The organism is Anaerococcus sp. HMSC068A02 (genome assembly GCF_001811125.1).
GTDB lineage: Bacteria > Bacillota > Clostridia > Tissierellales > Peptoniphilaceae > Anaerococcus > Anaerococcus vaginalis_C.
On sequence record NZ_KV803709.1, the window covers coordinates 15,488 to 40,586 of the forward strand.

The 25,099-nt window shown below is 29.2% G+C and carries 26 protein-coding genes; 5 read left to right on the forward strand and 21 right to left on the reverse strand.

Annotation, left to right across the window (positions count from 1 at the left end):
* From HMPREF2782_RS00055 to rpmH, 21 genes are all read right to left on the reverse strand, one after another.
* A partial coding sequence (locus HMPREF2782_RS00055) for a MurR/RpiR family transcriptional regulator (protein ID WP_148130014.1) occupies positions 1 to 483 on the reverse strand: 483 nt, incomplete at its 3' end.
* Positions 484 to 584: 101 nt separating this feature from the next.
* Complete coding sequence (gene ftsH / locus HMPREF2782_RS00060; protein ID WP_070639832.1) at positions 585 to 2,672, reverse strand: ATP-dependent zinc metalloprotease FtsH; 2,088 nt, start codon at positions 2,670 to 2,672, stop codon at positions 585 to 587.
* Positions 2,673 to 3,143: a MarR family winged helix-turn-helix transcriptional regulator gene (locus HMPREF2782_RS00065; protein WP_004839591.1), complete on the reverse strand. Its 471-nt coding sequence runs from the start codon at positions 3,141 to 3,143 to the stop codon at positions 2,673 to 2,675.
* A gap of 311 nt (positions 3,144 to 3,454) precedes the next feature.
* On the reverse strand, positions 3,455 to 4,306 hold the full coding sequence (locus HMPREF2782_RS00070; RefSeq protein WP_070639835.1) for an NAD(P)/FAD-dependent oxidoreductase: 852 nt from the start codon (positions 4,304 to 4,306) through the stop codon (positions 3,455 to 3,457).
* Positions 4,306 to 4,626 carry a thioredoxin family protein gene (locus HMPREF2782_RS00075; protein ID WP_004839593.1) on the reverse strand — a complete coding sequence of 107 codons (321 nt, stop codon included), beginning with the start codon at positions 4,624 to 4,626 and terminating at the stop codon, positions 4,306 to 4,308. The genes HMPREF2782_RS00070 and HMPREF2782_RS00075 overlap by 1 nt, the downstream gene beginning before the upstream one ends.
* Before the next feature lie 24 nt (positions 4,627 to 4,650).
* Entirely contained in the window at positions 4,651 to 5,247 is a 597-nt protein-coding gene (locus tag HMPREF2782_RS00080) for a P-II family nitrogen regulator (RefSeq protein ID WP_070639836.1), read from the reverse strand.
* Entirely contained in the window at positions 5,247 to 6,638 is a 1,392-nt protein-coding gene (locus HMPREF2782_RS00085) for a DUF1538 domain-containing protein (protein WP_070639839.1), read from the reverse strand. Before HMPREF2782_RS00085 ends, HMPREF2782_RS00080 begins: the two co-directional genes overlap by 1 nt.
* Positions 6,639 to 6,745: 107 nt before the next feature.
* Positions 6,746 to 7,732, reverse strand: a complete 987-nt coding sequence (gene pta, locus HMPREF2782_RS00090) for a phosphate acetyltransferase (RefSeq protein ID WP_070639842.1) — start codon at positions 7,730 to 7,732, stop codon at positions 6,746 to 6,748.
* 65 nt (positions 7,733 to 7,797) lie between these two features.
* Positions 7,798 to 8,268 carry a DUF4446 family protein gene (locus tag HMPREF2782_RS00095; protein ID WP_019118847.1) on the reverse strand — a complete coding sequence of 157 codons (471 nt, stop codon included), beginning with the start codon at positions 8,266 to 8,268 and terminating at the stop codon, positions 7,798 to 7,800.
* Positions 8,256 to 8,861 carry a cyclodeaminase/cyclohydrolase family protein gene (locus tag HMPREF2782_RS00100; RefSeq protein WP_070639845.1) on the reverse strand — a complete coding sequence of 202 codons (606 nt, stop codon included), beginning with the start codon at positions 8,859 to 8,861 and terminating at the stop codon, positions 8,256 to 8,258. Before HMPREF2782_RS00100 ends, HMPREF2782_RS00095 begins: the two co-directional genes overlap by 13 nt.
* The gene (locus tag HMPREF2782_RS00105) at positions 8,848 to 9,687 is read right to left on the reverse strand and encodes a ParB/RepB/Spo0J family partition protein (RefSeq protein WP_070639848.1); all 840 of its coding nucleotides are present in this window, start codon (positions 9,685 to 9,687) and stop codon (positions 8,848 to 8,850) included. Before HMPREF2782_RS00105 ends, HMPREF2782_RS00100 begins: the two co-directional genes overlap by 14 nt.
* Positions 9,688 to 9,689: 2 nt before the next feature.
* Complete coding sequence (locus HMPREF2782_RS00110) at positions 9,690 to 10,688, reverse strand: ParA family protein (protein WP_070639851.1); 999 nt, start codon at positions 10,686 to 10,688, stop codon at positions 9,690 to 9,692.
* Positions 10,666 to 11,880, reverse strand: a complete 1,215-nt coding sequence (locus HMPREF2782_RS00115) for a CinA family nicotinamide mononucleotide deamidase-related protein (RefSeq protein ID WP_070639854.1) — start codon at positions 11,878 to 11,880, stop codon at positions 10,666 to 10,668. Before HMPREF2782_RS00115 ends, HMPREF2782_RS00110 begins: the two co-directional genes overlap by 23 nt.
* Positions 11,881 to 11,967: 87 nt before the next feature.
* Entirely contained in the window at positions 11,968 to 12,597 is a 630-nt protein-coding gene (rsmG, locus tag HMPREF2782_RS00120; protein ID WP_070639857.1) for a 16S rRNA (guanine(527)-N(7))-methyltransferase RsmG, read from the reverse strand.
* On the reverse strand, positions 12,590 to 14,506 hold the full coding sequence (gene mnmG / locus HMPREF2782_RS00125) for a tRNA uridine-5-carboxymethylaminomethyl(34) synthesis enzyme MnmG (protein ID WP_070639920.1): 1,917 nt from the start codon (positions 14,504 to 14,506) through the stop codon (positions 12,590 to 12,592). Before mnmG ends, rsmG begins: the two co-directional genes overlap by 8 nt.
* Positions 14,496 to 15,860: a tRNA uridine-5-carboxymethylaminomethyl(34) synthesis GTPase MnmE gene (gene mnmE, locus HMPREF2782_RS00130; protein ID WP_070639860.1), complete on the reverse strand. Its 1,365-nt coding sequence runs from the start codon at positions 15,858 to 15,860 to the stop codon at positions 14,496 to 14,498. Before mnmE ends, mnmG begins: the two co-directional genes overlap by 11 nt.
* Positions 15,861 to 15,978: 118 nt before the next feature.
* Entirely contained in the window at positions 15,979 to 16,848 is an 870-nt protein-coding gene (gene jag / locus HMPREF2782_RS00135; protein ID WP_070639863.1) for an RNA-binding cell elongation regulator Jag/EloR, read from the reverse strand.
* On the reverse strand, positions 16,814 to 17,572 hold the full coding sequence (locus tag HMPREF2782_RS00140) for a YidC/Oxa1 family membrane protein insertase (protein WP_004839606.1): 759 nt from the start codon (positions 17,570 to 17,572) through the stop codon (positions 16,814 to 16,816). Before HMPREF2782_RS00140 ends, jag begins: the two co-directional genes overlap by 35 nt.
* A 41-nt stretch (positions 17,573 to 17,613) precedes the next feature.
* Positions 17,614 to 17,826, reverse strand: a complete 213-nt coding sequence (gene yidD / locus HMPREF2782_RS00145; RefSeq protein WP_004839607.1) for a membrane protein insertion efficiency factor YidD — start codon at positions 17,824 to 17,826, stop codon at positions 17,614 to 17,616.
* Positions 17,816 to 18,166 carry a ribonuclease P protein component gene (gene rnpA / locus HMPREF2782_RS00150; RefSeq protein WP_004839608.1) on the reverse strand — a complete coding sequence of 117 codons (351 nt, stop codon included), beginning with the start codon at positions 18,164 to 18,166 and terminating at the stop codon, positions 17,816 to 17,818. The genes yidD and rnpA overlap by 11 nt, the downstream gene beginning before the upstream one ends.
* 57 nt (positions 18,167 to 18,223) lie before the next feature.
* Complete coding sequence (rpmH, locus tag HMPREF2782_RS00155; RefSeq protein WP_004815746.1) at positions 18,224 to 18,358, reverse strand: 50S ribosomal protein L34; 135 nt, start codon at positions 18,356 to 18,358, stop codon at positions 18,224 to 18,226.
* An 802-nt stretch (positions 18,359 to 19,160) separates the two neighbouring features.
* Here rpmH and dnaA point away from each other — a divergent pair.
* The 5 genes from dnaA to gyrB all read left to right on the forward strand — a co-directional run bounded on the left by dnaA (position 19,161) and on the right by gyrB (position 25,092).
* Positions 19,161 to 20,537 (forward strand): chromosomal replication initiator protein DnaA, encoded by a 1,377-nt coding sequence (gene dnaA / locus HMPREF2782_RS00160; RefSeq protein WP_070639865.1) that lies wholly within the window; start codon positions 19,161 to 19,163, stop codon positions 20,535 to 20,537.
* Positions 20,538 to 20,769: 232 nt separating this feature from the next.
* The gene (gene dnaN / locus HMPREF2782_RS00165; RefSeq protein WP_070639868.1) at positions 20,770 to 21,882 is read left to right on the forward strand and encodes a DNA polymerase III subunit beta; all 1,113 of its coding nucleotides are present in this window, start codon (positions 20,770 to 20,772) and stop codon (positions 21,880 to 21,882) included.
* An 8-nt stretch (positions 21,883 to 21,890) separates the two neighbouring features.
* On the forward strand, positions 21,891 to 22,100 hold the full coding sequence (locus tag HMPREF2782_RS00170) for an RNA-binding S4 domain-containing protein (protein ID WP_070639871.1): 210 nt from the start codon (positions 21,891 to 21,893) through the stop codon (positions 22,098 to 22,100).
* On the forward strand, positions 22,100 to 23,173 hold the full coding sequence (gene recF / locus HMPREF2782_RS00175; RefSeq protein ID WP_070639873.1) for a DNA replication/repair protein RecF: 1,074 nt from the start codon (positions 22,100 to 22,102) through the stop codon (positions 23,171 to 23,173). Before HMPREF2782_RS00170 ends, recF begins: the two co-directional genes overlap by 1 nt.
* Before the next feature lie 14 nt (positions 23,174 to 23,187).
* Positions 23,188 to 25,092 (forward strand): DNA topoisomerase (ATP-hydrolyzing) subunit B, encoded by a 1,905-nt coding sequence (gene gyrB / locus HMPREF2782_RS00180; protein WP_070639876.1) that lies wholly within the window; start codon positions 23,188 to 23,190, stop codon positions 25,090 to 25,092.
* The last annotated feature ends 7 nt before the right edge of the window (positions 25,093 to 25,099 follow it).

Below are 25,099 nucleotides of genomic sequence, written 5' to 3' on the forward strand. Positions count from 1 at the left end.
TTTCTCATAATACACATCTGCCCCTGCCCTTAATAATTTATAATAAAAATCTTCGCATATAAGTCCAGAACCTGCCACTCCTGAAAGATAAATTTTTTTAGCCTTATTTAAAATTTGACACGCTTTTTCAATTTTTTCTTCATCTATTAATGCATAAGTTTTTTCTATTGTTTTTTGTATATTTGCCTTAGACTTATTTATTATATCCTTTGTTTTGTCAGATTTTTTTATTTCATCTTCTATAAAATCACTTTCTTCTTCAAAGGCTTTTGCAATTGATATTTTCATATCCACAAAGGAATTATAGCCGATTTTTTTTACAAATCTTGTAACAGCAGCCTGAGATGATTTTGTATTTTTTGCAAGGTCAATGCTCGATTGTTTTATTATCAAGTCCTTGTTGTTTAATATATAAGATGCAATATTTTTATCTGTTTGAGTAAAACTATCTTTTTTATCTTCAATTCTAATTATATATTCCATATAAACCTCAAAACCCCAAAACATTTAATTTGAAGTTAATTTTATTTTCTATTTTTAATCTTTTTCCCTTAAAACAAAAAGAGCCAATTAGGCTCTTTTTATTATTCATCTTCTTGATTTGATTGTTCACTTGAGCCTAGGGCTATTGTATCATCTAAATCTTTATCTGAAGATTTTTCTTCATTTTCTTTCAAAGTTTCTTCCAATTCCTTTTTTAAATCTTCATTTGACATTTCGCTAGAATTTTCTTTTTTGTCATCTGATGTTTTTATATCATCTTCGATTGCTTTTTCTTCTAATGTATTTTCATTTGAAGGTTCTTCTTTAGGATTTTCTCTATTTTCTACAGGTTTTTTATTTAATATTTCCATAAATTGCTCGCCTGTAATTGTTTCTTCTTTTAAAAGGAAATCTGAAATTTCATGAAGTTTTTCTAAATTATCTTTTAAAATTTCTATAGCTCTCATGTGAGCTTGGGCAATAATTTTTCCAACCTTTTGGTCAATCTTATCTCCAGTTCCATTTGAAACTATCATTGATCTTTGACCTCCAAGGTATCTTCCTTGGATTTGTTCAAGTTGCATAAAGTCAAAGTCATCATCCATACCATAAATTGTTACCATATTTCTTGCTATGGCTGTGGCTTTTTCTATATCGTTGCTTGCTCCAGTGGTTTTTGCATTAAATATTAATTCTTCTGCACTTCTTCCACCTGCCAAGGTTACTATTTCATCAAATAGCTCTTGTTTTGTCATTATAAATTTCTCATCTTTGTCGACAGTCATTGTATAACCCAAAGCTCCACCAGTTCTTGGTACAATTGTAATTTTGGTTACTGGGGTTTTTTGTGTTTGAATTGCTGCAACAAGAGCATGTCCTACTTCGTGGTAAGCTATAATTTTCTTTTGATCATCTGAAATAACTGCATTTTTCTTTTGAGCTCCTGCAATAACTGTTTCGATTGATTCTTCAAGGTCTGTTTGGGTTAGTTTTTTACGTCCTTCTCTAACAGCTCTCAAAGCTCCTTCGTTTACAATATTTGCAAGGTCAGCTCCGCTTGTTCCTGCAGTTCTTTTTGCTATTTCTTCATAATCAATTTCATCTTCACGCTTAATTTTTTTTGCATGAACTTTTAATATATCTTCACGACCTTTTAGATCTGGAAGTTCTACTTGAACCCTTCTATCAAAACGTCCTGGTCTTGTTAGGGCTGGGTCTAGAATTTCTGGTCTGTTGGTTGCAGACAATAAAACTACTCCCTCAGTCGCATCAAATCCGTCCATTTCATTTAGCAATTGGTTAAGTGTTTGCTCACGTTCGTCATTTCCAGAATATCCAGAAACATCACGTTTTTTACCAATGGCATCTATCTCGTCGATAAATACTATACAAGGCGCTTTTTCTTTTGCTTGTTTGAAAAGATCACGAACCTTGCTAGCACCCATTCCAACAAACATCTCTACAAATTCAGAGCCTGAAATTGAGAAAAATGGAACATTTGCCTCTCCTGCAACAGCTTTTGCAAGAAGAGTCTTACCTGTTCCTGGAGGACCTACAAGAAGTACTCCTTTTGGTAAAACCGCACCGATTTCCTTGTATTTTTGTGGTCCATGCAAGAAATCTACTACTTCATTTAAGCTATCTTTTGCTTCTTCTTGACCTGCTACATCTGCAAAGGTCTTGCCGGTTTTGTTTTCCATATAAATTTTGGCATTTGATTTACCAAAATTCATAAAGTCTCCGCCGCCACGGCCTCCCATAGTCTTTGATAAAGACCTATTTGCCATATAAAATATTAAAAGTAAAAACAACAATGGCAAAATACTTGTAACAAACAAGGTAAGCCATGGGCTCATCTTTGTTTCAACTTCCTTGGTAAAGGTCAAGTTTTTGTGTTTTTTGCTAGCCTCAAGAAGTCTTTCAGTAAGGTCAGTATCAGGCCACAAGCCTGTGATAAATTTTTGCTTATCTCCATCAACTACCGCTGTGAAAGTGTAATTATAATCATCTTTTGTAACTTCTCTAACTTGTCCATTATCAATCATTGATACAAATTGAGAATAAGTTATCTCTTTTGGTTTTCCCTCAGCCCTAATTGGTTGCAAAATTTGTTGAATAACCAAAAAGGCCACAATGGCAATAATCCAATAATAGACTAGAGGCCTTTTGCCTTTTTTAAATGATGGCATCTATAAACCACTCCTAACAATGTAATCGTCTAATAAATTATCTAGTGAATCTAATTCATTAATTATTGTTTTTAAATTAGAATTTATTCTTTTTTCGTCTTCTTTAGGTCTAATCTTATCAAAATATTTGCTTACCTTTTCAGCAGCATCAAAACCCTTTTGTGTTAATTTTACATTAACAACTCTTTCATCTTCATCAGATCTATTTCTATCAACAAATCCTTGTTTTTCCAATTTTTTGCAAATATTAGAAATATTTCCGCCATTTACTCCTATTGATTTACCAAGATTTCCTATAGAAACTGATTCATCAGATGCTGATAGAGTCATAATCATTTTAAGTTGAAGAGTTGTAACGCCCATTTCTTGAGCTGTTTCTTGTAAAAGCAAATCTATCTTATGTGATATTTCCCTAATCATTGAAAATATAGAGTTATTAAATTCAAAAAATTCTATGTGTTTTCTTGTCATATAAACCTCCTTACAATTTATAGACTGTAATCTAGAATAGAATAATCTACTTAAATATTATTCTACATATAATACGACAATTTTCAAGTAAAAAGAAAGAATATTTTTGATAATTAATTTTAATTATGTATTAATTATGTTTTTTACAATTTTTATATTATTAGAGCTAACATTATGATAAATTTTTTTGAAATCAAAAAAATCTCCAAGCATAAAAAATAAATTATAAATGAATTTTTTTAAAATAAATTTAAGCAAAAAAATAATGCCACACTTCATTGCATGACATTAATTGTTTCACGTGAAACATTTTATTTATTTTTACTTATATAACTTGCCGCATTTAATCCAGCAATTTGTCCTTGACCTACCGCCTTATTTATTTGATAAGGTGTGCCAACTATATCTCCACAGGCAAATAGACCTTTTATGTTTGTTTTCATATCTAAGTCTACTTTTATATGGCTATTTTCAATCTTCACTGATGGTACAAGACTTTTTGGTTTTGAAGAATTTTTTATTACAAAAAATCCATCAGCCTTCAATTCTTCCCCATCTTCTAATATAAGACTTTCGGCCTTCAAAGCTCCTTGAAATTTTTTTGGCTTTTTGTTTATAATTTTAATTCCATCGTCAAGTTCTATAGGTTTTTTATTAGGATTTACAAAAATTGTTTGGCTTGCCATTTTATTTATAAAATTTGCTTCTTCAATAGCTTCTTCATTATATCCAACCAAGACTACTTTTTTTCCTTTATATAGGCTGGCATCACAAGTTGCACAATAAGAAATTCCTTTGGCAAAAAATTCATCTTCTCCTTCAATGCTTTTTCCCATATCAATTCCTGTTGCAATTATGCAAGCTTTTGATGTGAGCATTTTTTCGCCCAAATCTATTGAAAAATATTCTCCCATGGCATAAACTGCCTTTATTTTCCTATCCAATATCTTAACAGGATAATTTTTTATATGGTGTATAAAATTATTGTATAAGTCCAAGCCTTTTATATCACTGAATCCCAAATAATTTTTTATTGAGGAACTTTTTTCCAAGGCTTTTGATTTTTTTCCGATAATTAAAACTTTTTTTCCTCTTATACTAGCATTTAGACCTGCAGAAATTCCTGCAGGCCCAAATCCTATTATTATTAAATCATAATCCATTATTTAAGTTTTTCTATTTCTTCAAGTATTACTTCTTTAGCTTGAAAACCTACTAGAGTATTTTTTAAAACTCCACCTTTAAATAACATCATTGATGGAACGGCATTTACATTATATCTTCCTGCAAGGTCTGGATTTTCATCTACGTCTACTGAATATATTTCAAAATCAACTTCGCCTTCCATTTCTTCAAGAACTGGTTTTTGCATTTTGCAAGGTCCGCACCAAGTTGCTGAAAAATCTACTAAAACTATTCCTTCGTTTTCTAAAACGTGTGTATCAAATTCACTTGTATTTATTTCTTTCATAATATCCTCCATTTTTTCTCTTTAAATTATACCGTCTTAATTTTGCTCAACAAGCCCGCGCACATCTGTGACAGGAAGTGAAAATAAAATCCCTTTCGAATTTTCATCCAAATTCATCGCATCATAAATTGCTGATTTTACTTTCTCTGAAATTTCCTTTTTTATAAGCATTATGACAATATCTTTTTCAGGCTCTATAGTCATATTTAAAAACACAGATTTTTTTTGAATTCCAGATCCTCTGCCATGAACAACAGTTGCGCCTTTTGCTCCTTCTTTTTGGGATATTTCAATAACCTTATCTGCATTTTCTTTATTAACTATCACATACAAAGCTTCATATTCCATATCTGTTTCTCCTTTATAATCTACTGGTGTCGTAAACATTATAGATGTGTTTTTCTTATCAAATTTATCTTTTATTTGGTCTAATAAATCATTTACTAAATCATCATTTACAAGTGCTGAAACTATCTCTTTTTTTTCCTTATCAATTTCTAAAACTTCAAGAATATGCGCGTTAGCAGATCCTTCTGCCAAAAGGCAAGATATTGACTTAGCACCTTTTTCTTTTAATTGATTCATGATTTTTGACCCTTTAGATCTTGGTGTTATTATTCTTAAATATTTCATTATCCTTCTATGGCCTCCTTATAAAAAGATCCCATTATCATAATTGTAATCACTGGCATTAAAGCTACAAAGGCAATCACTCCAAATCCACCATCAATATTTCCTGCAACTCCTTGGCAAAAACCTAATATAAAAGTCGCAGTCATTGGCCCTGACGCAACTCCTCCCGAATCAAATGCAATTCCTACAAAAAGTTGGGAAACATTTCTTGATAAAATTAGAGCTATTAAAAATCCTGGAACAATTATCATCCATAATTTAAAGCCTTCTATTTTTATTCTAAACATAGCAAGCATAACCGCAAAAGCAACTCCAACAGAAAGAGCTTTCATTATTGAAGATTTGTGGATTGAACCTCCTGTAACTTCTTCGACTTGTTCTGCCAAAACAAAGACAGCAGGCTCTGCCAAAACTACCAAAAGTCCCAAAATAAATCCAATGATAGGTACAAATCTAAAATCAGAGTAATTCTCCCCCATAAGTCTTGCAAGCTCCATAAATCCACCTTCTACACTTGCCAAAAATATTATCAGCCCTAGGTAAGTGTAAATTAAACCAAGATTTATTGATTTTTTATTTTTAATTTTAAAAACTAGCTTATCCATTATAAAAAACACCAAAGTTATTGGTAAAATTGCAAAACTTGCCGATTTAAATCCTGAAATCAAAGCTAGTTGATGAGCTTGTTCTTCTAGCAAAATATTTTTTGAATTTATAGACATAGTCATCAAAAGTCCCGCAAGAATAGGTCCTGTTGATGCAATTCCTACAAGGCCAAAAGAATTTTCTTCTCCCTTTTTTTCTCCCTTTAATTTACTTACCCCAAGACCTAGAGCAATAATAAAGGGAGTTGTCATTGCGCCCGTAGTTGCTCCCGATGCATCAAAAGCTATAGCATGGCCCAAATCATTTACTATAAACATTAGAATAAAAATCACACCATAAATTATAAACATAAGTGTTGAAAGTTTTATTTCTTTAAATATCCTAAAAAGACCAAGAGAAATCATAAAGCCAACCCCAATCGAAATTATGGCTACTATTAATAAGGAAGAAAGCCCAATAGCACTTCTTACTTGATTTGCTAAAATTAAAAGATCTGGTTCTGCAATTGAAATTATAAATCCTATAAAAATTCCAAAAATAATAACTTTAATTATTTTTTCAGATTTTGCAATAAAATCTCCCATATATGTTCCAATTTTTGAAATTGATAGATTAACTCCAGTAAGAAAAATAGAAAGACCAAAAATTATCCCAATACATCCTATTAAAAATTTTATAATAATTTTGTTTTCTACTGGTCTAAATAAATTTAAAATTAAAACTAAAACTGCTATGGGAACAACAGCTTTGGAATTTTGTTTTATTTCTTCTCTAAATATTATCATCACCTCTTTTTGTTTTATTATTTTTATATTTTATATATTAATTTTTTGTATAACAAAAGAGGCAATCTAGCGACTGTCTCTTTTGCTTATTTTAATTTATAAATTTATTAATCTCTAACTTGATTTGCTGTTAGTATTGTTAATTTATATACGTCTTCTTCGTTACATCCTCTTGAAAGGTCGTTAACTGGTTTGTTTAATCCTTGAAGTATTGGGCCTAAAGCTTCGTATCCACCAAGTCTTTGCCCAATTTTATATCCAATATTTGCAGCTTGTAGGTCTGGGAAAATAAATACTTTTGCTTTTCCTGCCACATCTGAATTAGGAATTTTCTTTCTTGCAACTTGTGGTGAAATTGCTGCATCAAATTGCATTTCTCCATCAACTTTAAGATTTGGATCCATTTCTTTTGCAAGTTTTGTAGCTTCTTCTACTTTTCTTGCAAGTTCGTGTTTTGCAGATCCTTTTGTTGAAAATGATAGCATAGCAACTATTGGTTCGATTCCAAATTCTTCTGCTGTTTTTGCTGCTTCTACTGCAACTTCTGCAAGTTCGTTTGATTGAAGAGTAATATTTATTGCTGTATCTGCAAATAATAATTTTTCCCCATTAGGTCCAAGCATAATCATAACGCCGGATACTCTATTTACACCTTTTCTTGTTTTGATAAGTTGTAAAGCTGGTCTTACAGTATCTCCAGTTGGATTTGATGCTCCTGAAACCATTCCATCTGCTTTTCCAGTTTGAACTAGCATTGTTCCAAAGTAATTGTTATCTTTCTTTAGTATATATTCACCATCTTCTCTGGTGTTTTTGCCTTTTCTAAGTTCAACGTATTTATCTACTAATTCATCAAGTAATTCACTTTCTCTAGGGTTTATTATTTGAATATCTCCTAATTTTACCCCTTCTTCTTCTGCTACTTTTTGAATTTCTTCTTTATCTCCTAAAAGTATTGGTACTATAAGACCGTCATTTTGATGTCTAATAGCTGCTCTTAGTACTCTTGAGTCATTGCCTTCTGGAAATACTATTCTGCGATTTTTGCCCCTAATATTTTCAGTAGCAAGCTCCATAACTCCATCGTTTGCCATAATTACCTCCTAATTATAAATCGATATTAGCATTAATATTATACCCCAATAATTTTAATTATCTTCTATAATTTTGCTTTTTCTAAAGATTCCTTTTCCCTTTCGGAAAGCTCTATGTCACACTCTCCATTTGTAATCTCTTTTAAGTAAGTATTTGAGCCATCTTGTGAATATAAATTTGTAAGAATTATTCCATTATGATAAGAATCTAGGAGAGTTAATGAAAACGAATTTCTTCCTCTTTGACTATCAAAAGCATCATAATGAACAACTGCCATTTTGCTAACAGCTCCCATTGTAGTATTTTTTGTATCTGATGATCTTTGGTCAAGAGATTTTATTTCCCTATTTGATTGTTCGATTTGGTCATTTAATTGCAAAATTAATTCTTCAAGATTTACATCAGGATTTTTGCCCCTAAGTAGATGATCGTATCTTCTTTTTTGTCTTTTTAGTTTGTTATTATTAGCTTTTATCATAGAATATTCAAAAATAACAAGAATAAATAAGATTACTATAGCTATTATTTGTCCCATTTCTTTTCCCTTTCTTCGATGATTTTCATATTATCCTTATATAATTTATCACAGAAATTTATAATAGATTTGTAATTTGTTTTTTCATGATTTGGATCAGTAATATTTTCCTCATTCAAAATAAGGTTTATAAAAGAAGAATGGATTGATTCTTTTACAAGTCTAAGTCCTATTTCTCCATCAGAAATCGTATCAATATTTCCATATTTTAAAATAAAATCACAATCTTGCAAAACAATTATCATAAGCTCTATAGTTCTTTTTGGAGCCTTGTTTGCCTCTATAATATAGTCATCGTAATTTTTTATTTCCTTATTTTTATAAGCTTTTATTAAAAGATTTACCTTATCAATATCTTCTTGCATAAGTTCTTTTAATTCTTCAGAATATTTTTTGAATTTATCTTCAATTTTTTTGGATTTTTTATTTAATTTTTCATCCTTATAATCTTTTTTTGCCATCATCAAAATAAGGTTTAATCCAAGGTTTCCAACAAGACTTGTAATGGCTCCTCCACCTGGATTAGCTGTTTTTTTTCTGGTATTTTCTATAAGATGGTCTACAGAAAAATCTATCATTTTATTCTTTTCCATTTTTTAATCTCCAATATAAATTTTCTATCTCCTCAATAGAAAAACAATCAATAGTAACCCTATATGTTTCATTATTTTTTTTAATTTCTACCTTTGAATTAAGTAGGTCAATAAATTTTTCCTCAAAATCCTCAAATAAAATCCTATCTAAATTATCTTCCTTTTGATTTTTTTTGTTATTTCTAGAACTAATCTTTTCAACTTTTCTTATATTTGTTTTTTTATTTTTAAAATCATCAAGGCTTTTTTGCCTATCTTCTTCATCCTTTATAGAAAGAAGTGTTCTTGCTTGGGATGAAGAAATATTTCCTTCTTCAAGCGCTTTTTTTGAATTTTCATCAAGTTTTAAAAGTCTTAGGGTATTTGCAATGTAAGATCTTGACTTGCCAACAGTTTTTGCTATTTCATCTTGAGTCATACCATAGTTTTTTGAAAGCTCATTATAAGCATTAGCCTCTTCAAGACCAGATAAATCTTCCCTTTGAACATTTTCAACTATTGAAAGAATATCAATATCCTTTGTATCTACATTTTTTATAATTGCATCAATTTCTTTTAAACCCAAAAGCTTACTTGCCCTAAACCTACGTTCTCCAGCAATTATTTCATATCTTATCCCATTTTTTTTAAGGACAATTGGGTTTAATAAGCCATATTTTTCTATAGATTGGCTAAGTCCTTCCAATGATTTATCATCAAAATTTTTCCTAGGTTGATCTTCTCTAGCATAAATTTTTTCCAAAGGAATCCTAACTATGGTCTTATTTTTTTTGTTATTTTCTGGTATTAGAGATCCAAGTCCTCTACCCAAAGTTTTTTTCGTCATAGTTAATCCCTCTTTTCATTATTTATTAGTTTATTTTGATTAAAAGAAAATTTGTTTTTCTTTACTATTGCCTCATCAGAATTTTCTTTTTTATCATTTTTATCTATTTTTTTATCTAACTTAGAATCTTCATCATTGATTTCTTTAGTTTTTTCTGAATTCTTTACTTCAGCATTGTTTAATTTATCATTTTTTTCTTCAATCTTTGAATTTTTTTCTAAATTTTCCTTTTTTCCAAAAATATTTTCTACAAGCTCTTTTGCCAAATACAAGTAAGCTCTTGCTCCCTTAGATTTTTCATCATAAGATATAACAGATTTTCCAAATGATGGTGCCTCTGCGAGTTTTATATTTCTTGGAATCATAGTAGAGAATACTTTCTCTTTAAAAAATGATTTTACTTCTTCTACTACTTCATAAGATAAATCCGTATCCTTATCAAACATACAAAGCAAAACTCCCTCAATTTCCAAATCTTCTTTTATGGATTCTTTTATTGTTTGATAAGTTTTTAATAGCTCGCTCACTCCCTCAAGAGCATAGTATTCTGTTTGAATAGGAATAATTATAGAATCACTAGCTACAAGAGCATTTAAAGACAAAAGTCCCAAAGATGGCGGGCAATCTATCAAAATAATGTCAAAATCTTTTTTTATTTCTTCAATGATTTGGCTAAGCATTTTCAATCTTTCCTCTTCATCAAGACTTACAAGCTCTACTTCAAGACCTGACAAGGAATTTTCGCTAGCTATTAGATAAGGACCTTCCTCACTTTTTAAAATATATTCCTTGTAATTATCCCCTTCATCATAAAATATTTTGTATATTGATTTTTCAAGTTCATTTTTATCAAAACCAAGACCTGTTGTTGTATTGGCTTGTGGGTCAAAATCAATAACCAATACTTTTTTATTAAGTCTTGACAAGGATACTGCAAGATTTACAACGCTTGTAGTTTTTCCTACTCCACCTTTTTGATTAAATATCGATATTGTCTTCATACTTACCTCTCATAATAATTATAGCAAGATCCAAGGCTCGATTTTTCGCAAAAAGCCTTGCCTTATTCCTATCAGCTGAAAATTGAAATTTTTTTATAACTTTTTGATTCTTATATTTTATTGCAAGAATTACTTCTCCCTTGTGGGCATAGCCAGTTGATCCTATACAAAGACTTGAATTTGTAATTTTGTATAAGCCTTCGATCATTTCGTTTGCACACTCAACACTTACTGCACTATATTTTTCTAATGTTTCACGTGAAACATTTAAAATCTTTTCTTTAATTTTATCTGAATAAGTTATATAGGATTCTTCTATTACCTCACTTGCTCCACTTATATCTATTATTGATGAAGCAATCAATCCCCCAGTTATAGATTCACAAGTAGAAACTTTTTCATTTCTTTCTTTTAATAAATTTATTAAAGTTTCTTCTTTTCTCAAACCATCATCGGAAATAAACAAATTTCCAAAAACATTTTTAACTTCTTTTTCTTTTTCATTTAATAAAAAATCTGCTTCTTTTTCGCTTTTAGCCTTTGCAGTAATTCTTAAAAATCCACCTTCATTATCAAAATAAGGAGAAATTGTAGGGTTTGTTGATGACAAATCAATTCTATTTGCCATATCCCATTCTCCCAAAAGTCCTATTCTTAAATTCTTTGATTTAATAATAGCATCTTTTTTTAAATAACTTGAAAGTTTATTTTCGAACATATATTCCATTTCTCTTGGTGGTCCTGGAAGAAGAATTATTTTGGTCTTATCTCCCATTATGCAACCTGGAGCTGTTCCTTTGTCGTTATCTAAAATGATTGCTCCTTTTGGAAATTTTGCTTGCTTTAAATTTGCCTCAATAGCTTTTTTATTATTAGAAAAATATCTTTCAATTCTTTCTTTTGATTTTTTATCTATTTCTACTTGGTCTTCTTTGCCAATAACTTTTATGGCAACTTCTTTGCTTATGTCATCTTCAGTTGGCCCAAGCCCTCCTGTTACAAAAATATAATCAACTTTTCCATAAGCATTTTTCATTACTTGGTACAATCTATCAAAATTATCTCCAATAGTAGTCATTTTATAGACATCTATTCCATATTCTGTAAGTTTTTGCCCTATAAATTTCGAATTTGTATCTGTAATATTTCCTAATAATATTTCTGTTCCTACAGAAAAAATTTGTGCTTTCATAAATCCTCTTTTCTCTATAATAGTATAACATATTTTCAATAAAAAAATGTTTCACGTGAAACATTTTTTCTTTTATTTATTTTATTTTTATAAAGGATTTTTCTTTGGTTGATTTTTTCCTCTAGGATATTTCTTTTTCGTTGACCTTACTTTTTTTATCAAAATATTTTTTCTTGTATTTCCGTAAAGATCAATTGTGTCAATATTAATTAATTCTCCTCCCAAGATTTTTAAAGCATTTTGTGCTTGTTCATATTCTTCTTCTGCTTTGGGACCTTTCATAGCTATAAAAATTCCGCCAACTTTTAAAAATGGAAGAGCATATTCTGAAAGTGTTGATAAATTTGCAACAGCTCTTGAAATAACCATATCAAATTCTTCTCTATGATCTTTTGCGTAATCTTCTGCTCTGACATGAATAGCTTTGGCTTTTTCAAGTTTTAATTCTTCTATTACTTCATTCACAAAATTTACTTTTTTATTTACTGAATCTATCAAAGTTAAATCAAAATCTTTTTCAATTCTAAGAGGAATTCCTGGAAATCCAGCTCCTGATCCTATATCCAAGACTTTCATTCCTTTATTTATATATGATTTTATAGTAAGAGAGTCTTCAAAATGTTTTATCCTTATTTCTTTCGGATCATCTATGCTTGTTAGATTAAATTTTTTATTTGTTTCTATGAGCATTTGTTCATATATTTTAAACTTATCCATTTAAATCTCCCGACTTGAGTCTTATAAGAAGTACATTTATATCAGCTGGAGAAACTCCTGAAATTCTTGAGGCTTGACCAATTGAATCTGGCTTTATTTTATTTAATTTCTCTGCGGATTCTTTTTTTAATCCATTGATTTTACTGTAATCAATATCATGGTCTAGTTTTTTGTTTTCTAGTTTTTTGAATTTTCCTATATCTGCCATTTGTTTTTTGATATATCCTTGATATTTGATTTCTGTTTGAACTTGTATTTGTTGGAATTTTGGCAATTCTGGTCTATCAGGATCCAAAACTTCCAATTTTTTATAGGTTAATTCTGGTCTTTTTATAAGATCAAATAAACTATAGCCAGTTTTTATAGGATTTGAGCCTATTTTTTCTAGAATTTCATTATTTTCTTCGTTAGGACTAATCATTACATTTTTTAATCTAGAAATTTCTTTTTCAATATTTTCTCTTTTTACCACCATTTTTTCATAACGTTCATCTGATACAAGTCCTATTTCATGTCCTTTTTCTGTAAGCCTAAAATCAGCATTATCTTGTCTCATTGTAAGTCTATATTCGCACCTTGAAGTCATCATCCTATATGGTTCATTAGTTCCCTTAGTTACTAAATCATCAATTAAAACCCCAATATAAGCATCAGACCTATCAAGAATTAAGGCATCTTCTCCTCTTAATTTTAAAGCTGCATTTATTCCTGCAATAAGACCTTGTCCTGCAGCTTCTTCATATCCACTTGAACCATTTATTTGTCCTGCAAAAAATAGATTTTCAATATCTTTTGACTCTAAACTTCTTTTTAAATTTGTAGAATCAAGGCAGTCATATTCAATTCCATAAGCAGGTCTAATGATTTTACAATTTTCTAAGCCTTCTATGGTTTTATAGAATTCTTTTTGAACTTCTTGAGGAAGAGTTGATGAAACACCTTGAATATACATCTCATCTGTTGAAAGACTTTCTGGTTCAATAAAAACTTGGTGGATGTCCCTATCTGGAAATCTTACCATTTTATCTTCAATTGATGGGCAATATCTTGGACCAATTCCCTTTACAAGGCCTGCATACATTGGTGACCTATCCAAATTTTCCATAATAATTTCTTTAGTTTTTTCTGTTGTATATGTCAAATAACAAGCTTCTTGTTTTTTATCTGAAAAATCTTTATCTTCATTTAAAAATGAAAAGGCAACAACATTTTCATCTCCTTTTTGAATTTCAGTCTTTGTTAGATCTAAACTTTTTTTACCAACTCTTGCTGGGGTTCCAGTTTTAAAACGTCTTAATGAAAAGCCTAATTGTTCTAAACTATCGGATAAATGAGTTGCTGCAGATAAACCATGTGGACCTGATGTTTTTTGAAAATCTCCCATCAAAATTTTTCCATTTAAATATGTTCCTGTACAAACCACACAAGCTTTTGTAGGAAAAATAGCCCCTTGAATTGTTTCAACGCTTTTTACTTTGCCATCTTCAATATTAATTTTATCTACTTCTTGTTCAAACAAATCAAGATTTTCTTGATTTTCAAGAGTTTTTTTCATCTCTTGATGGTATTTGATTTTATCAGCTTGAACTCTCAATGAATGAACAGCAGGTCCTTTTGATGTATTTAACATCCTTGATTGGATAAAGGTCTTGTCAATATTTATTGCCATCTCCCCACCCAAAGCATCAATTTCTCTTACTATATGTCCCTTTCCTGTTCCTCCAATATTAGGATTACATGGCATATCAGCCACCGATTCCATACTTGTTGTAAGAACCAAAGTTTTAAATCCAAGCCTAGCAGAAGCAAGTCCTGCCTCACAACCAGCATGACCTGCACCTATAACAACTACATCATAGGCTTCGTCTATATATTTATGATTTTTATTTTCTAACTTATTATTTTCCAACACAAAACTCCCTAAATACCTTATCCATTATTTCATCTGAAACAGTTTCTCCTATTATAAGTCCCAAATCATCATAAGAAGATCTCAAATCAACTTCTACACAATCAATAGGAACATAAGCTTTTATATCATCTAATGATGATTTCAAATTTTTCATTGAAGAATTTAATAATCTTTCATGTCTAAGATTTGTAATCATCAAAGATTCTTTATTTAATTCTTTTGAATCAAAAATATCAAAAATTGCCCCTTCTAATTTATCAACTCCATCTCGTGAAACCATAGATGTTTCGATAATTTTAAAAGAATCATCAAAATCACTTTTTGAAATTTTTGAATCCAAATCAATTTTATTTAAAATTATAATAGCATTTTTTCCCTTTAACATATCCAAAATCATCTTATCTTCATCATCTAAGTCTCTTGACATATCAAATATTGCTATAATAAGATCTGCATCTTCTGCTAATTCTTTTGATCTTTGCACTCCAATTTTTTCAACTTCATCGTGGGTTTCCCTAATTCCTGCCGTATCATTAATTTTTAAAGTTAAATTTCCAAGATTTATATACTCAGTTATAGAATCTCTTGTAGTTCCAGGAATATCTGTAACAATTGCCCTGTTTTCATTTAATAAAACATTTAAAAGTGAAGATTTTCCTACATTTGGCTTGCCAATTATAGTTGTTTCAATCCCATCTTTAACAAGTTTTCCCTTATTTGCTGTTGCTAGAAGTTTTGAAATTTCATCATAGGCCTTTTGCATAAATGCAATAATATTATCAAGTGGCAAATCCTCTCCATCTTCAGTAAAATTAATTGAATATTCTATTCTTGATAAAGCCTCAAGTTCTATATTTCTAATTTCCTCAATTTTTTCTCTTAACAAACCTGATAAATGTTTTAAGCCTTGTTTTTGTGATAATTCATTGGTTGAATTTATAATATCAAGAACTGCTTCAGCTTGGGATAAATCTATTCTTCCATTAAGAAAAGCTCTTTTTGTAAATTCTCCCCTATCTGCAAGCTCACAGCCCATATCCAGTAATAAATTCAAAATATCTCTTACAGAAATCATTGAACCGTGGCAATTTATCTCGCAAATATCTTCTCTTGTGTAGGTATTTGGTCCTTTCATAAAATTAACCATAACTTCATCGTAAATACGACCGTCTTTTTCTATATGACCATATCTCATCATCCTATTATCTTTTTCTTTATCTAAAGCCCTCTTATTTATTGGCTTAAAAATCTTTTTTATAATGTCAAAAGATTTATCGCCACTCATACGAACTATAGATATACCACCACTACCTTGTGGCGTAGAAATTGCTGCTATTGTAGATTCACTCATAATTCATCCTTTCTAAAATGACTGTTTACCTTTGACATAAACAAAATTTTCATTCTTTCCATATTATACATTAATTTTACCAATTAAAAAAGATGTTTCACGTGAAACATCCTTTATATTAATCTAATTTATAATCAACTACAACGTATCTTTTTGGTTCAATTCCTTCTGAGTGAGAATCAAGCTTATCATATTTTGCAATTTGCTCGTGAGCAAGTCTTCTTTCATAGGAATTCATATATTTTAAGTTCCAACTTTTTCTTGTTTTTAGAACTTTTTTGCACGCCTTATCAGCAAGCATTACAATTTTATCATCGCGTCTTTTTTTGTAGTTGTTTATATCTATATTAAGCTTAACCTTGTTTGATCTTGCTTTTATAATTTTTCTTATTACAGTTTCAATTGCATCAAGGGTTCTTCCATTTTTTCCAATTACGATTCCTGTATCTTTTGGATCAATTTTTGCATCTAGCTTAATTATGTTATCTTCTAAATTTCCAATAACTTTTACATCTTCAAAGTGCATTTGGATTAAAATTTCTTCTAACAAATCTTTTGCCTTATAATAAAGACTTACTTCGTCTTCTTTTTGGTCAGAATCTTCTATTTCATCTTCAAAATCTTCTTCTATTAAGTCTTCAAAAGATTCATTTATTTCATCCAAATTTTCTTTTTCATCTAATTTATATTCAAAAGAATTTTCTTCTTCTATTTTTTCTGATAAATCTTCCAAATCAAATTCTTTTTCTAGCTCTTTTTTGCTATCTTCTTCAATTTCTTTCATTAATGAATCAATTCCCTCATTAATATCTTCATCATAAGAAATTTTAACAACAGCATCTTTTTGTCCAATTAAACCTAAAAATCCTGTAGATTCTTCTTCTATAACTTCAATATCAACTTCATTTATTGATTTATTAATTTCTTTCAAAGCTTCATTAATAGCTTCATCTTTAGTTTTTGCTGTTTTTACTATTGATCTTTTCATCTTTTTCCTCTTTATCTCTTTTGCTTAGGCCAACTAAATATTGCCCTCCAAGAATTAAAAGTCTTGCAAGTGAGCTTGTTGTCCAATATAAAGGCAAACCTGCAGGAAGGTTTCTAAATACAAAATAATAAATTACTGGCATAGCCAAAAGCATATTATTCATAGAACCCATACCAGGAGTATTTTGAGCTTGACCTTGAGGTGATGTTTTCATTGTGAAAAGTTGAACACCTAATTGGCTTATACTTGTTAAAAGTGGCAAACCATAAAATAAAGGATCTGCCTTAGAAAGGGTTGGTACCCATAAAAAATTATCTTTAACTTGGTGCATTTCACCTGCAAATATAAATTTATTTGGATTTTGAATAACCCTATATAAAGATAAAAGTATTAATAATTGGAAAATCATAACCAAACATGAAGATATTCCTGGTCCTACGCCTTCTTCCTTATATAATTGTTGCATTTTTTGTTGCATAATTTGAGGATCGTAGGCATATTTTTTCTTAATTTCTTCAACTTTTGGCTGAATTTCTCCACTTTTTGCTGCTTGTTTTTGTTGATTCATAGTCATTGGTATAGTAATTAATGATACCAAAACTGTCATTAAAATTATTGAAATAGCATAAAAACTTATATTAGATGGTTCAGTAAAATTATTTACTAAAGAATCATAAATAAATTTCATTAAGCTACCCAATATTTGTGCTATAAAACTTAACATTATCTCTCCTAATCTCTAGTGTAAATATAAAAAATCAATTGCTAGGCCGGATCGTATCCTCCTTTAGAAAAAGGATTGCACCTTAGAATTCTCCAACAAGCCTTAAAAAAGGCCTTAAAAAAATTGTACTTTTTAAAACAGTCAATAGCATATTGGCTACAAGTAGGATAATATTTACATTTTCCAGAGCCTAATAGTGGAGAAATAAACAATTGATAAAATCTAATTAATATTAGAAAAAGTTTATTTAACATATCTAATTTTCTTGTCCTTAAAGGCTTTACTAAGTACGTGTCCCAAAGAAGATTTAAGTTTTTGGTAAGTAAAATCTGTGGTGTGTTTTTTTGGAATAATAATTATATCCACATTATTAATATTCCTATAATTTTCATAAACAATTGCCCTAAGTCTTCTTTTAAGTTTATTTCTTTGATTTGCCTTGCCTATTTTTTTAGAAATAGAAAAGCCAAACCTTGGCCTATTTACACCGTTATTTTTTATAAAAACGGTAAAATCTCTATTGTAGTAGTGCTTAGATTTTTTATAAACTCTTTCAAAGTCTACATTCTTTCTTAAACTAAATTGTTTTTCCATAAGAATAAAACCTAACTTCTAACTTATCTACAATATAAAAAAGCCGCAGCTTTTTTATTATGCAGATAATTTCTTTCTTCCCTTTTGTCTTCTGGATTTTAAAACTCTTCTACCAGCGGGAGTTGACATTCTTTTTCTAAAGCCATGGTCTTTTTTTCTTTTTCTTCTATTTGGTTGATAAGTTCTCTTCATATTATCACCTCCTATTATTTTACGCTGTCTTTTATTATATTTAAATAATGGTAGAAAGTCAAGGTTTTAAATATAAAAATACAAAAATTTAAATTAAAAATTAATGCTTAAATTTTGTAGGTTTATATTTTTATTTGAAAATCAAAAATAATTCTTTAAATTTTTTAAAATTTAAAATTTTTGTGCGTAAATTTCTAATTTTTTTCAAAATTTTTATGCTAATATAAGTTTTATAAGTTTTATGCAAATATCCATTGAATTTAAATTATTATTTATGTGTGGATAAGTTTTTTTAATTATATTTTATACACAGACAATTTTGATTGTTTTTTATTTGAATAATTTTTAAATTTCTTGAAATATTTTTTTAATAAATTCCTATAATCAAAGATTTACTTATTAAAATATTTACAAATTTTTATATTTTATCAAGATATCCACAATATCCACACAAGATTAATTTTTCTAAATTTAAATTTTTTTATCTTATCCAAAACTTATCAACAATTTGTGGATAACTTTACAAAATGGCTATATTAGTGTATAATCTCTTGTGTAAAAGATGATGATAAGTCTATTTTTTATTGATTTGCTTATATTTTTTGTGGATAAATTAATTGTATTATTTTATTTTTTTAAAAATAAGCAAAAATTTTCTCTAAAAATAAAGATTTATCCTATCCACATTAAAGTTATCCACAACTTATCCAAAATTTGGGGATAAGTCGAAAAATATAATTAACTTATTACAATTTACTATTTTGTTAAGTGTGGATAATATTTTATGAAAGAGAGCTGTAAGATGAATCTAGAATACATAACTAATGAATTAAAAGAAAAAATGAAAATGAATGTTCCAGATCTTCAACAATACGAAACTTGGATTGGAATTTTAAAGCCACTAAATAAATATGAAGATACTATTTATTTGGAAATTCCAAAAAATGATACTAAGTTTATTTTTGACCAAATATGGGTTCCTCAACTTCAGTCTATTTTAAATGATATAAATAAGAGAGAAAATACTGCATATAAAATTGAAATTGTTGCCAAAGATGGACCTAATTATGAGGAAGTTTTAAGTCTTGGAAAAAATGTTGATGATGATGGACAACTAAGACTTAATAATGTAAATAAGTATCCTAAACCTCTTCTTGAAAAAAATAATGTTTTTAAAAATTTTGTCCAAGGAAAATCAAATCAATTAGCTCTTGCAGCAAGCCAATCTGTTGCTGAAAATATGGCTAATTATAAGGTTTCAAGAGTCTACAATCCGCTTTTTATTTATGGAGCAAGTGGACTTGGAAAAACTCACCTTATGCAAGCTATTGCTCATGAAATTCTTGAAAAAAGAGATGATTGCTATGTGATGTATCTTTCTAGTGAGAAATTTACTAATGAAATGATTTCTGCTGTTAGAAATAATACTAATGAAGAATTTAGGAAAAAATATCGTTCTGTTGATATGCTTTTGATTGATGATATTCAATTTATTGCCAATAAAACTGGTACACAAGAGGAATTTTTCCATACTTTCGAAGATTTATATAATCAAGGAAAACAAATTGTAATTTCATCAGATAGGCCACCTAAAGAAATCAAACACTTGGAAGATAGGCTTGTATCAAGATTTGGTTGGGGAATTATAGTTGATATTTCAAAACCTGATTTTGAAACAAGGGTTGCAATTTTACAAAAAAAACAAGATGAGCTTGGAGCTGTTGTTGATTACAAAATTTTAGAATATATTGCAGAAAATATTGAAACAAATATTAGAGATCTTGAAGGAGCCTTGGCAACTTCAATTGCTTGTGCAAAATCAAATAATAGATCATTTGTAAGCCTTGAGGATGCAAGACTTGGTGTAAGTTCAAGAGTTCATAATGATAGAAAAAAAATAAATGCAGAAGATATTCAAAAAAAAGTTGCTGAAAGATACCATGTAAAACTTGCTGATCTTAGAGGAAAATCTAGGAAAAAAGAAATAGTTATGCCAAGACAAATTGCTATGTATCTTTGCAGGGATCTTTTATCAATTTCTTTGGTAAGTCTTGCCAATGAATTTAATAGAGATCATACAACAGTTATGCATGGTCATGATAAAATTAAAGATTTAATGGAAGAAGACCAAGATTTTAGGCAAGAAATAGAAGAAATTATTAAAGAAATAAAAGCTTAGTTATCCACAAATTGTGTATAAGTTTGAGGATAAGCTTGTTTATAAGCTTAACTTTCTAAAAAAATTATTTTAGCCTGTGGATTGTGTGGAAAAGTGGATGACTTATAAAAACTTATCCAAAACTTATTATTTGAGTTTTTAATTTATAAATAAAGCTTTGTAAGACTTATCCACATATATACACTACCTAATACTAATACTACTAAGTTTATATAATATGTTAGGAGCAAATATGAAAATAGAAATTCAACAAAAAGATTTATCAAATAAAATTTCCATAGCTTTGAAAGCTGTTTCGAGAAAAACCAATATACAAATACATGAATTAATATACTTTGAAGCAAAAAATGATACTTTAACACTAACATCATCAGATGGAGAAATAACTATCGTAACAAAAGCTAATTGTAAGGTAATACAAGAAGGCGAAATGGCAATAAATGCAAATATAATTGCAAATATTGTAAGAAAACTTCCAGATGAGCTAATAAAAATTGAGCTAGAAGATTCAAAAATAAAAATCAAATGCAATGGTTCAAACTTTAATATCCTAGCTTTTGATTATTATGAAAAGAAAAATTTTTCTATACCAAGCGTTGATTATTTAGAAATTCAAAATGATAAATTGAAAAGATCAATTTCACAAACAGAATTTGCAACAAGCTTGGATGAAACAAAACTTGCACTTACAGGAATTTTGTTTGAATTAAAAGATGGATATTTAAATTTTGTAGCCCTTGATGGTTATAGGGTTGCCCTTAAAAAATTAAAATTATCATATCCATCATCAATGGATAAGGCTAGACTTATTATTCCAAGAAAATCTATTTCTGAATGGACAAGGATAATTGATGATGAAAAAATTACAAAAATTTATAAGGACGACAAGGATATAATTTTTGAATCTGGAGATACTACAATGTATTGCAAGGTAATTGATAAAAATTATATTGATTACACAAATATAATTTCAGATATTTCTACAACAAGCCTTGTTGTTGATAGGCAAGAACTTATTAATTCTTTGGAAAGAGCTCAATTATTAAACAATACTCAAAGAGCAAATCTTATAAAAATAAACATAGAAGATGATAAGTGCCTAATCGAATCAAATTCTGAAATTGGAGATTTGAAAGAAGTTTTACAAATCAAAAAAGAAGGCGATGATGTAAAAATTGCTTTTAATGCAAGATATTTGATAGAAGGAGTTAAGGCTTGTGATACCCAAACTATAAGAATGCATTTAAAATCATCTCTAAATCCATGCCTTATTTATCCAAACGAATCAAAATATGATGATGAAGAATTTACTTATCTTGCCCTTCCAGTTAGACTTGCAGAATAGGAGTTTTTATGGAAAAGATAGAATTTGAATGCGAAGAGATTTTAGCAAAAGATCTTTTAAAGGCAACGGACATAGCCCAAAGTGGAGGAGAAGCCAAACATTTTATAAAAGAATATGGAATTTTGGTAAATGGCGAAGAATTTTTCCAAGCTGGTAAAAAACTTTATAAGGGCGATGAAATAGAATTTGACAATCAATTTTTAATAAGTCTTGTATAATGTGGATTCAAAATTTAAAACTCAATAAATTTAGAAATTATCTTTCTCAAAATATAGAATTTAATGAAAATATAAATATATTTTTGGGAGATAATGCCCAAGGTAAGACAAATTTACTTGAAAGCATATATTATTTGGCAAATGCAAAAAGTTTCAAATCCTTTAGGGACAAGGACCTTATTATGTTTAATGAAAAAGAAATGTCCCTTGATGGAATTATTAGAAAAAATCAATCATTTAAAAATGTTCGTATAAGTGTAAATGAAAATAAAAAAGATATATTTGTAAATGAAATAAAATATGACAAAAATAAGGATTTAAAATCTCTTTTTAAGTTGGTTTTATTTACACCAGAAGATTTAAATATAATAAAAGATGGACCAAATTTTAGAAGAGACTTGATTGATGATATAATAATTAGTGTTAATTTTAGCTACAAGGCAGTTAAAAAAGATTTTGATAAAATTTTAAGTCAAAGAAATAAATTATTAAAAAATCAAAGGTCAAAATATTTTAAAACTGAGCTTATGGCATTTGACCAGCAAATAATTAGGCTAAATTATAAAATTTATAGGTTTAGGGAAAAATATATTTCCCTAATAAATACCTATGCCAATAAAAATCATTTAAATCTTACAGAAAATAAGGAAAATTTAACCATAATTTATAAGCCAAACATCAAAGCAAATTCAATGGAAGAATATGGGGAAAAATTTATGGAAAATATTTCTGATGATTTAAAATATTTTAGGACCACATCAGGCAGTCAAAGAGATGAAATTGATATAATAATAAATGGCAAAGATACAAAAAAATTTGGATCTCAAGGTCAACAAAGATCTGCTATTTTGAATATTAAACTTGCCAATGTAAATTTAATAGAAAATACTAGCCAAGATAAGGCGATAATCTTATTTGACGATGTTTTTTCAGAACTTGATGAAAAAAGATCAAATTTTTTATTGGAAAATTTAGGAGAATTTCAAACAATAATTACAGCAACAAACACCAAAAGTTTGGATGGGGTTAGTAGGAGTAAAATTAGAAAAATAAAAGATGGTCGAATTAAATAATAGAAAGGAATCTTATGGAAAATTCAGAATATAATGCATCGAATATTAGGGTCTTAAAAGGACTTGAGCCAGTAAGACTAAGACCTGGAATGTATATAGGTTCAACAAGCGAAAGGGGACTTCATCACTTAGTTTACGAAGTTGTAGACAATTCTGTTGATGAGGCTCTTGCAGGTCGTTGTGACTACATAAAAATTAGTATAGATGAAAATAATATTGTAACAGTAGAAGATGATGGATCAGGAATACCTATTGAAAAGCATCCACAAACTGGAAAATCAACCCTAGAAACAGTTCTTACAGTTTTGCACGCTGGAGGAAAATTTGACGATAAGGCTTACAAGGTTTCAGGAGGACTTCACGGAGTAGGAGTTTCAGTTGTAAATGCTCTAAGTGAATATTTGATTGCAGAAGTAAAAAGAGAAGGTCATATTCATAGAATGACTTTTGAAAGAGGAAAACCAACAAGTGATCTTGAAATAATTGGAGATACAAAAGAAAGTGGAACAAAAATTACTTTTAAAGCAGATCCAGAAATTTTTGATGTAACTGTTTATGATAAAAAAACCCTAGAAAATAGATTTAGAGAAATGGCCTTTTTAAATAAGGGAGTAAGACTTATTTTTGAAGATAAAAGAGATGAGTCAGAAATTGAATTTAAATATGACGGTGGAATCAAAGAATTTGTAGAATATTTAAATAGAAATAAAACTCCAATCTTTAAAGAAGTACCATATTTTGAAGGACGTCAAGAATCTACAGAAATAGAAATTTCTTTTCAATATACAGATGGATATAGCGAAAATATCCTAACATTTGCAAATAATATTTACACCCTAGAAGGTGGAACTCATCTTTCAGGATTTAGGTCAGCCTTGACAAGAAGTGTAAATGATTATGCTAGAAAATATAATTTATTGAAAGAAAATGAAGATAATCTTCAAGGTGATGATGCCAGAGAAGGAATTACAGCAATTATTTCAGTAAAAATTTCAAATCCTCAATTCGAAGGACAAACTAAGGGAAAACTTGGAAATAGCGAAGTAAGAGGAGCAGTAGATGCGTTTTTCTCAGAGCATATGGGAAATTTTTTGGAAGAAAATCCTAAAATTGCTAAAAGTATAATCCAAAAAGCCCTAGCATCTAGAAGGGCAAGAGAGGCTGCAAGAAAGGCAAGGGATTTAACAAGAAAAAGATCAATTCTTGATTCGACAACTCTTCCAGGAAAACTTGCTGATTGCCAATCACAAGATATAGGAGAAAATGAAATTTTTATAGTCGAGGGTAATTCAGCTGGTGGATCTGCAAAAGGCGGTCGTGACAATAGAATTCAAGCAATTCTTCCTCTAAGAGGAAAAATAATGAATGTAGAAAAGGCAAATCTTGATAGGATTTTAAATTATGAAGAAATAAAATCAATGATTACAGCTTTTGGTACAGGAATTGGACAAGAATTTGACATAAGTAAACTCCGTTATGGAAAAATTATAATTATGACAGATGCAGATGTAGACGGGGCTCACATTAGAACCTTGCTTTTGACATTTTTCTACAGATACATGAAACCACTTGTAGATGGAGGACATATTTATATTGCCCAACCACCACTTTATAAAATTTCAAGTGGAAAAAAAGAAAGATATTGCTATACAGATAAAGAGTTAGATGAAATTGTAAAAGAATGGAAAGTAGATAATTACAAAATTTCTAGATACAAGGGTCTTGGAGAGATGAACGCAGAGCAATTGTGGGAAACAACAATGGATCCAGAAAACAGAGTCTTACTTCAAGTTTATGAAAAAGAAGATTCACAAATGTCAACAGACGCAACATTTTCAATGCTAATGGGTGAAAAGGTAGAACCTAGAAGAGAATTTATAGAAGAAAACGCCCAATATGTTGAAAACTTAGATGTCTAGGAGGATA

Bases quoted from the DNA above. Each gene is read 5' to 3' on its own strand.
- ftsH (WP_070639832.1), bottom strand. From the start codon at position 2,672: ATGCCATCATTTAAAAAAGGCAAAAGGCCTCTAGTCTATTATTGGATT.
- HMPREF2782_RS00065 (WP_004839591.1), bottom strand. From the start codon at position 3,143: ATGACAAGAAAACACATAGAATTTTTTGAATTTAATAACTCTATATTT.
- HMPREF2782_RS00070 (WP_070639835.1), bottom strand. From the start codon at position 4,306: ATGGATTATGATTTAATAATAATAGGATTTGGGCCTGCAGGAATTTCT.
- HMPREF2782_RS00075 (WP_004839593.1), bottom strand. From the start codon at position 4,626: ATGGAGGATATTATGAAAGAAATAAATACAAGTGAATTTGATACACAC.
- HMPREF2782_RS00080 (WP_070639836.1), bottom strand. From the start codon at position 5,247: ATGAAATATTTAAGAATAATAACACCAAGATCTAAAGGGTCAAAAATC.
- HMPREF2782_RS00085 (WP_070639839.1), bottom strand. From the start codon at position 6,638: ATGATAATATTTAGAGAAGAAATAAAACAAAATTCCAAAGCTGTTGTT.
- pta (WP_070639842.1), bottom strand. From the start codon at position 7,732: ATGGCAAACGATGGAGTTATGGAGCTTGCTACTGAAAATATTAGGGGC.
- HMPREF2782_RS00095 (WP_019118847.1), bottom strand. From the start codon at position 8,268: ATGGGACAAATAATAGCTATAGTAATCTTATTTATTCTTGTTATTTTT.
- HMPREF2782_RS00100 (WP_070639845.1), bottom strand. From the start codon at position 8,861: ATGGAAAAGAATAAAATGATAGATTTTTCTGTAGACCATCTTATAGAA.
- HMPREF2782_RS00105 (WP_070639848.1), bottom strand. From the start codon at position 9,687: ATGACGAAAAAAACTTTGGGTAGAGGACTTGGATCTCTAATACCAGAA.
- HMPREF2782_RS00110 (WP_070639851.1), bottom strand. From the start codon at position 10,688: ATGAAGACAATATCGATATTTAATCAAAAAGGTGGAGTAGGAAAAACT.
- HMPREF2782_RS00115 (WP_070639854.1), bottom strand. From the start codon at position 11,880: ATGAAAGCACAAATTTTTTCTGTAGGAACAGAAATATTATTAGGAAAT.
- rsmG (WP_070639857.1), bottom strand. From the start codon at position 12,597: ATGGATAAGTTTAAAATATATGAACAAATGCTCATAGAAACAAATAAA.
- mnmE (WP_070639860.1), bottom strand. From the start codon at position 15,860: ATGAGTGAATCTACAATAGCAGCAATTTCTACGCCACAAGGTAGTGGT.
- jag (WP_070639863.1), bottom strand. From the start codon at position 16,848: ATGAAAAGATCAATAGTAAAAACAGCAAAAACTAAAGATGAAGCTATT.
- HMPREF2782_RS00140 (WP_004839606.1), bottom strand. From the start codon at position 17,572: ATGTTAAGTTTTATAGCACAAATATTGGGTAGCTTAATGAAATTTATT.
- yidD (WP_004839607.1), bottom strand. From the start codon at position 17,826: ATGTTAAATAAACTTTTTCTAATATTAATTAGATTTTATCAATTGTTT.
- rnpA (WP_004839608.1), bottom strand. From the start codon at position 18,166: ATGGAAAAACAATTTAGTTTAAGAAAGAATGTAGACTTTGAAAGAGTT.
- rpmH (WP_004815746.1), bottom strand. From the start codon at position 18,358: ATGAAGAGAACTTATCAACCAAATAGAAGAAAAAGAAAAAAAGACCAT.
- dnaA (WP_070639865.1), top strand. From the start codon at position 19,161: ATGAATCTAGAATACATAACTAATGAATTAAAAGAAAAAATGAAAATG.
- dnaN (WP_070639868.1), top strand. From the start codon at position 20,770: ATGAAAATAGAAATTCAACAAAAAGATTTATCAAATAAAATTTCCATA.
- HMPREF2782_RS00170 (WP_070639871.1), top strand. From the start codon at position 21,891: ATGGAAAAGATAGAATTTGAATGCGAAGAGATTTTAGCAAAAGATCTT.
- recF (WP_070639873.1), top strand. From the start codon at position 22,100: ATGTGGATTCAAAATTTAAAACTCAATAAATTTAGAAATTATCTTTCT.
- gyrB (WP_070639876.1), top strand. From the start codon at position 23,188: ATGGAAAATTCAGAATATAATGCATCGAATATTAGGGTCTTAAAAGGA.